The sequence below is a fragment of the Oscillatoria sp. HE19RPO genome (assembly GCF_024220515.1).
Classification (GTDB): domain Bacteria; phylum Cyanobacteriota; class Cyanobacteriia; order Cyanobacteriales; family Laspinemataceae; genus Laspinema.
On record NZ_JAMXOT010000190.1, the window covers coordinates 1 to 6470 of the forward strand.

Sequence of the window (6470 nt, forward strand, 5' to 3'; positions counted from 1 at the left end):
GTCAAGGTTAGAAACCGGGTTTCTTCACAAAAATTCTGATAATTGGCGACAAATTAGGGAGAGAAACCCGGTTTCTTGTCCCAGGGCGTCGATACAGTCAAGGTTAGAAACCGGGTTTCTTAACAAAAATTCTGATAATTTACGACAAATTAGGGAGAGAAACCCGGTTTCTTGTCCCAAGGCGTGGATACAGTCAAGGTTAGAAACCGGGTTTCTTAACAAAAATTCTGATAATTGGGGACAAATTAGGGAGAGAAACCCGGTTTCTTGTCCCAGGGCGTCGATACAGTCAAGGTTAGAAACCGGGTTTCTTAACAAAAATTCTGATAATTTACGACAAATTAAGGCCAGAAACCCGGTTTCTTGTCCCAGGGCGTGGATACAGTCAAGGTTAGAAACCGGGTTTCTTAACAAAAATTCTGATAATTGGCGACAAATTAAGGAGAGAAACCCGGTTTCTTGTCCCAGGGTTCTAATTCCTGAACCAATCGTCTAGTATTAGCGAAACATCAAAAAAACCCCCACTCCCCATTTATCTTAATCCCTGGCAAGTAAACGCTGCCCAAAATCGTGGGTGAGCAAAGGGATATTCTTCTGAAGAATTTTTGAGGGGGGCAATATTCTCCATGACCTGAAAGTACATTAAATACTTACGATCCCAATCTAAATATTCATCAGAATTAGGCTCATACTCATCTATTTTGCTTTCCGCTTCCATCATCGCCTGGTAGGTTCTGCTATAGATTTCTGCAATATTTTCTCGGGTTAAAGTCCTCAATTTGATTTGAGATTGGTGTAGAGCTTCAGGGCAGTTGTAACCCTCTTTTCGATACTGGTGGTAGAAGATAGAAAATAGTGCAGTGCCTAAGTCATCGACTTCCCAAAGCGTGTTAACAACTCTCCTTCCCCCAGCACATAAAAATCCGGCTGAAATTGTCAATATATCATCTGTCATGAGTTCAGAACGTCCGAGACCTGTTTCACAGCAAGACAGGATCACATCTGACAGTTGAGGAAGTCTCCATGCAGGAGTCAGGAGTTCACCTAATGTAATACTCCCATCACTCAGAACTAGCTTGGATTCCAAGGGGCGATCGATCCGTGACTGAGCATGATGGCTGCAATGTAGAACTTGGACTTGTTTAGCGAGTTCTCGATATTGACTAACGGTAGCTTGGTTAGCACCTCTTAAACGAAGACTGTCAGGAATTTGGTAGAGTTTGGAAATTTCTTCTCCTTCAAAGCTGGCACAAACTAGATCTTCTGTTGCATTTTCAACCGTGCCATAAGCCAGCTTATCGGTTAAGGGTTCCCGTTCTTGACAAAACTTTAAGATTTGGCAACTAGGAACATAGCGAATGATAAACTTGTCACCCAAATATTTATGGTGTGGGTCTTGGATCGGCAAAGCTGCAAAAGGAATCTCGTGCAGAGACAAATAGGGGACAATAATCAATTCTTCAATGTTTTGAAGGTGTACATCGATCAACTCATCCAGTTGAAGCCTTTGGGCAATATGACTCAAAATCGAACTCAGAGACTCTTCCCATTCTTCCCGTGCATGGTGATAGGGCACTACCCAATTTTGAGATATCCAATTTTGCAGAGTTAGTTCGCCTTGTTCGTTATATCTTGTAACAGTGAAATTTTCTTGTTTCGGTCCAGCATCGGCTTCTCGGGGATCTATCCACCATCCTTGCACAGTTAAAAGTCCTTCACCTTTGCAAGTGTGGCAAGAAATGCTATCCTGTTTCAAAACAAAAATATAGGTATCTTGAAAAGTCGTATAAAAGCTGATAATTGCAGTATTGGGTTCCTGGACCAGTCGTTGTAAACTAGAAATATCCATAGATTCTACCTGCACTTCTCCAGCTAACACTGGATCTAATTGACGAATTTTTTCCCAAACTTGTTGTTTTTGGGTTTCTAAAAATTTGATAGTTTTGTTAGATTGCTCTAAGACTGCACGAGTTATAACTTTTCGCTCTGAAATTTTACCAATCTCGATTGATTCACTCTCATTAATCAAACCGATTTCATCTATTTGCTGTCGGAGGGCGTCAAATTGTAGTAATAATTTCTGAACTTCGGGTGAAACGGCTTCCTCTTGGCTAAAACTATGGCTTGCCATCAAATCCACCAGGCGCTTAGAACGGGAACGCTCTACATATTCAAATGCTTTGTCTAACTGTTCGTTTTTGATACAGGCTTCGACTGCAAATTTGTAAAGGTCGCTGTAGGATTCCACAAGAGTTTGGCGATCGGATTCAGAACCTATCCAAGTCCGAAGCTGCTCAATCGCATCAATAGCAGCATCATAACCTTGAATTGCATCAGACCACCGCTCTGCTTCCCTAGCTAGATTGCCAAGTTCACGCCCGCAATCAACACAGTGCGAGGGAAAAGTCGTAGGCTGATAAATCGCTAACGCTAACTGAAAACAGTCAATAGCCTCTGATATTTCTTTCTGTTCTTTATAGGCCAGACCCAGACAGTGCTGAGTTTGAGCCCAGTTTTCTGGAAGCGTGTCTTTTTGATAGACTCGCAAGCTGTCTTGGTAATATTTAATAGCTTGCTGTAGATTCCAATCTGGATTTCCTTCAATAAATCTGGTATGAAGGCGACCTAAATTATAATGAAGTCCTGCACAATATAGGGGGAAATTTTCCCAAGTATGAACCTGTAAGGCATTGTTATAGCAGTGAATCGCTAATTCTTGATTGCGGGATTCATCGCCCATACGGCGCTGACTATAGGCATTTCCCAAACTAATCAGAGTCTCTGCCCACAAATCAGGGAAGGTTTCGCAAGTACGAATCTGTAAAGCATTTTGATAGCAGGCGATCGCTTTTTCTATATTCTCCGTTCTATCGCTCCAGACGTTGCTCAAATAAGCATTTCCTAGATTATGTAGAGTCATAGCCCATTTAACTGGAAACGCCTCTCGGGTGCGAACTTCTAAAGCACTTATATAGTATTCAATGCCTTGTTTTACATTTTGAGATTGCACCCCTCGAACCCGCGAGATATAAGCTTTTCCCAGATTATGTTCCGCTATTGCCCATTTTTCTGGCATCGCTTGACGAGTCCGCACTTTTTGGGCATTCTTCAAGCACTCAATTCCTAATTCAACATTCTCTACTGGATTGCCCATAATTCGATCTAAGTAGGCATCTCCCAACGCATTTTGAGTCATAGCCCACTTTTGTGGAAGAGCTTCGTAGGTCCGAAATAATAAGCCATTATGGAAGCAAGTAATGGCTTCCTCCAGATTGGTGGCGCGATCGCCTTTAATTCGCTCTTTATAAGCGAGTCCCAGGTTATGTTGCACCCTAGCCCATTCTTCTGGCTCAGTGTTTTTAGTATATACCTGCAACGCATTTTTATAGCAAACGATAGCTTGCTCTAGATTTTCGGCGCGATTACCCGGAATAAGTTTTCTATATGATTCTCCTAGATTATTTTGAGTCGTAGCCCATGCTTTTGGAAATTTTTCCCGAGTAAAAACTTGCAAAGCCTTTTTCAGGGCTTTAATAGAAATTTCTAAGTTTTCTGTCGGGTTCCCACGGATACGATCACTGTAATAAACCCCCAAATTCATCTGAAGCCCCGCCCATTCCCAGGGAAAATCTTCGTAATTATAAAAATCTACAATGCTTTCTTGCCCTGCAATTCCAATTTCTATATTGTTTGCTCTACTCCCCAAGGGGAAATTGGCAATCAATACGCTAAAATAATGAATGGTATTCGCCATTTCTTTGGCTTGTGTTGGGTCCGAACAGTCTACTACATTAATTTTCACCCATTGACGCAAATCTTTGGCAAAATTTTCCGTTAATTTTGCTAAGTGTTTTTGTAAAACTCGGTAGAGGGCAGTGCTATCTAAGCTACTCTGCCGGGAAGCTGTTAATGCTTCTTGAATTATTTGTCTGGATTCATCACTTATTTTGCTTGCCGACAATTTACTGACAATATTAGCTATCTTTGAATATAATCCTTGAAGTTGACTACGGGTCTCCAAATCCCCAGATTCTAGTAATCCATCCGCGACTTCTTCCATCACTTGTAATAAGCCCGAGTCTAACAGGTGTTTGTTGCCTTTCAAAATCTCTGCTTCTCTCCCGGGTGACTCCAGAAGAGATTTAATCAGTTTTAGACAATCATTTTTGCGGTCCTGATTCATCATGATTAAGATTCGGATGTAAATTATTAAAAGTCAAGGATCGGACTGGTTGTCAATAAAACCGACAGACAAATTAATCGGTTAAAAAGAATTGTTTTCCCAAGATTGCCACCATATCATTTTTCATTTTAAGCAGCGATTTTCTGACAAAGGAATCGGGATTATCTACCGATGAAAGAGTAACCCAGGGCAATTCTAACAAGACTTCCTTGCCTCTATCTCGCAAAATTTCTTCATCAGGCTCTCCTGCTGTAGAACCACATCCCTGAATTGAATTCAAATAAGCTTTAGCTGCTCTTGGGGTGAGGGTTTGCTGTTTCAGCATCGTCATAGCTCCCAAATGTTTTAATACAGACGGATCTTGGGCGGGCCAAAATGCTAAGACACTGTAAGGATTATCTGGTTTTAGATCGAAATCATGGTCTGTAACCCAGAGTTCACTATCATACAGTGCGTATTTGATTGACAACAGTAGCGTATTGACTTGAATGGCAAGTTCAGCTTCTTTGAGCCTACCCGCTGGAGCCAAAACTTTATAGACGCTGCTATAAAGAGCCGCCCAAGTCGGCATTTCCTGAAAGAGGCGATCGTAAATTTCTAAAGCAACATCAAATTCTCCTGCTCGCTTATGAGCAACTGCCTGAGAAACTTGGAGATAGGCACGCCTCCTATACCAAATATCTACATCTTCTTGATAAGATATGACGCTATGTCGTGCTTCAAGAGTTTTGGCTATCCACTGGAATGCCTCTTCTACAGGCCAGCTAAGAAAATCGGGTAAAGAGAGGTAAGGGTTATTCGATCTGACCAATTCTGATTTCATGTGTCTCCTGTTTAAATTAAAGTTGGCTGTGGATATGAATTCACAATTTCGTCCAACTTTTTCTCTAAATTTTTCGCTAGGTTTAAGAGTTCCCTTTTGTCAGACATTTCCGTTATAGAGCGGGGGTCGGTTGAAGAGCGGGTAGCGCCTACTGCATTTACGCCTCCTCCCAAGAAAGTCGTAAGAGCCATAACGCGATCTTCTTTGGGTAAGCTATAGCATTTTTCTAGTTCTCTAGCTATTTCCTCAATCGATTTCCCTCCTAGCCTCTCCCGTACTCTTACAGCTACCTCTTCATCACTTTTCAGAAATGATTCTATGCCCGAGACAGTTTTCGGGGAGAAATTCTTGATCGCAGCATGAACATACTCGCGCAATGTCATCCCCTCTGCTGCTGCGTTGAGTGCCACTTCCTCCGGTATGTCTACCAGCATCACCCCATCATTGTCGCTGACTTGATAGATTTCGTCCCCCTGCTTTACCGCCATCAGCAATTCTGCATCCAAGGTATGTAGGTACTGCAAAACCGATTCCAATTTCCGATCTTTGAGTGCTGATTCTAATTTGGATACCGCCGCTTGCTGCACTCCCAGTTTTTCGGCGAGTTGCGCCTGGGTCAATCCGGCTTTTTCCCGCAACTGGCGCATCGCATCGGTCAGGTACAGTCGCAAATACTCTAGTTTTCCGGCTAAGATTACCTCGGGATCGTCACTGATTTTTTGATTGAGCCAGTTTTGAAAGTTGTAGTGCGTCATTGTTTTTATCTACTCCTTAAATCGCGCAATCTTTGTCTGGCGGGTTCTATATCGCGATCGCGAATCCCTCCGTCATATTTCTTCATAAAAGCGTGCAGCACGATGAACCGTTGCGGTGTTTCTGGTGTCAGGATAAACCGAGGATTGTGTTCGCTTTTTGTCATCTTGAACTCATATAGCTCATCCTCTAGCTTGTCGAAAATATCACTGGCTAACGATGCCAGACCTTTATCACACAAATATCTGAGATTAACCTGAAGTCTCTTAGTTTCTGATGGGCTCAACACGGGCTGGGGCGGTTTTGGGGGCTGTTCGTCTTCTGGCATCAGTCTGATAAAGAATGCCAGCAGATCTTTGGGGATATCCCCAGTTGCATCCCGATACAGTTCCCATGTCCAAGCCATCATGCGCTTACCTCTTTCTACTGTATTATTCTTTCGGTGGAATGTCAAGGGTTTTATTCCTGTTGTGGAATATCGGCGGAACCCTGCTGCAATCTGGGGGTGAGGAACTCCCGTTCCCGTGGTTGTAAGTTCTCCACAAGGGGAATAAAGTTGACTTCACCGGCATAAGGGGATTCCAACAAATAAATCATCCTTGCTTTGATGCGATCGCACCTAACAAGGCTCTTTTAGCCCGCGCAGGCACCGCTTTGTCCTGTGAGCCTCCAGGCTTGAGCCTGCGGGTTTTTTGAAGGTTTTATTTTTTG

The 6470-nt window shown here is 42.8% G+C and carries 6 protein-coding genes; all 6 read right to left on the bottom strand.

Going from position 1 to position 6470, the window contains the following annotated elements:
• Positions 1 to 24: 24 nt before the first annotated feature.
• The 6 genes from NG833_RS17720 to NG833_RS17745 all read right to left on the bottom strand — a co-directional run bounded on the left by NG833_RS17720 (position 25) and on the right by NG833_RS17745 (position 6356).
• The gene (locus NG833_RS17720) at positions 25 to 414 is read right to left on the bottom strand and encodes a hypothetical protein (RefSeq protein WP_254566610.1); all 390 of its coding nucleotides are present in this window, start codon (positions 412 to 414) and stop codon (positions 25 to 27) included.
• Between the two features lie 118 nt (positions 415 to 532).
• Complete coding sequence (locus tag NG833_RS17725; RefSeq protein ID WP_254566615.1) at positions 533 to 4060, bottom strand: CHAT domain-containing tetratricopeptide repeat protein; 3528 nt, start codon at positions 4058 to 4060, stop codon at positions 533 to 535.
• 196 nt (positions 4061 to 4256) lie between these two features.
• Complete coding sequence (locus NG833_RS17730) at positions 4257 to 5006, bottom strand: hypothetical protein (RefSeq protein ID WP_254566611.1); 750 nt, start codon at positions 5004 to 5006, stop codon at positions 4257 to 4259.
• Positions 5007 to 5017: 11 nt separating this feature from the next.
• A complete protein-coding gene (locus NG833_RS17735; RefSeq protein ID WP_254566612.1) occupies positions 5018 to 5761 on the bottom strand; it encodes a helix-turn-helix transcriptional regulator in 744 nt (247 codons plus the stop codon).
• 5 nt (positions 5762 to 5766) lie between these two features.
• Positions 5767 to 6168: a type II toxin-antitoxin system RelE/ParE family toxin gene (locus NG833_RS17740; RefSeq protein ID WP_254566613.1), complete on the bottom strand. Its 402-nt coding sequence runs from the start codon at positions 6166 to 6168 to the stop codon at positions 5767 to 5769.
• Positions 6169 to 6218: 50 nt separating this feature from the next.
• A complete protein-coding gene (locus NG833_RS17745; RefSeq protein ID WP_254566614.1) occupies positions 6219 to 6356 on the bottom strand; it encodes a hypothetical protein in 138 nt (45 codons plus the stop codon).
• Positions 6357 to 6470 lie beyond the last annotated feature (114 nt).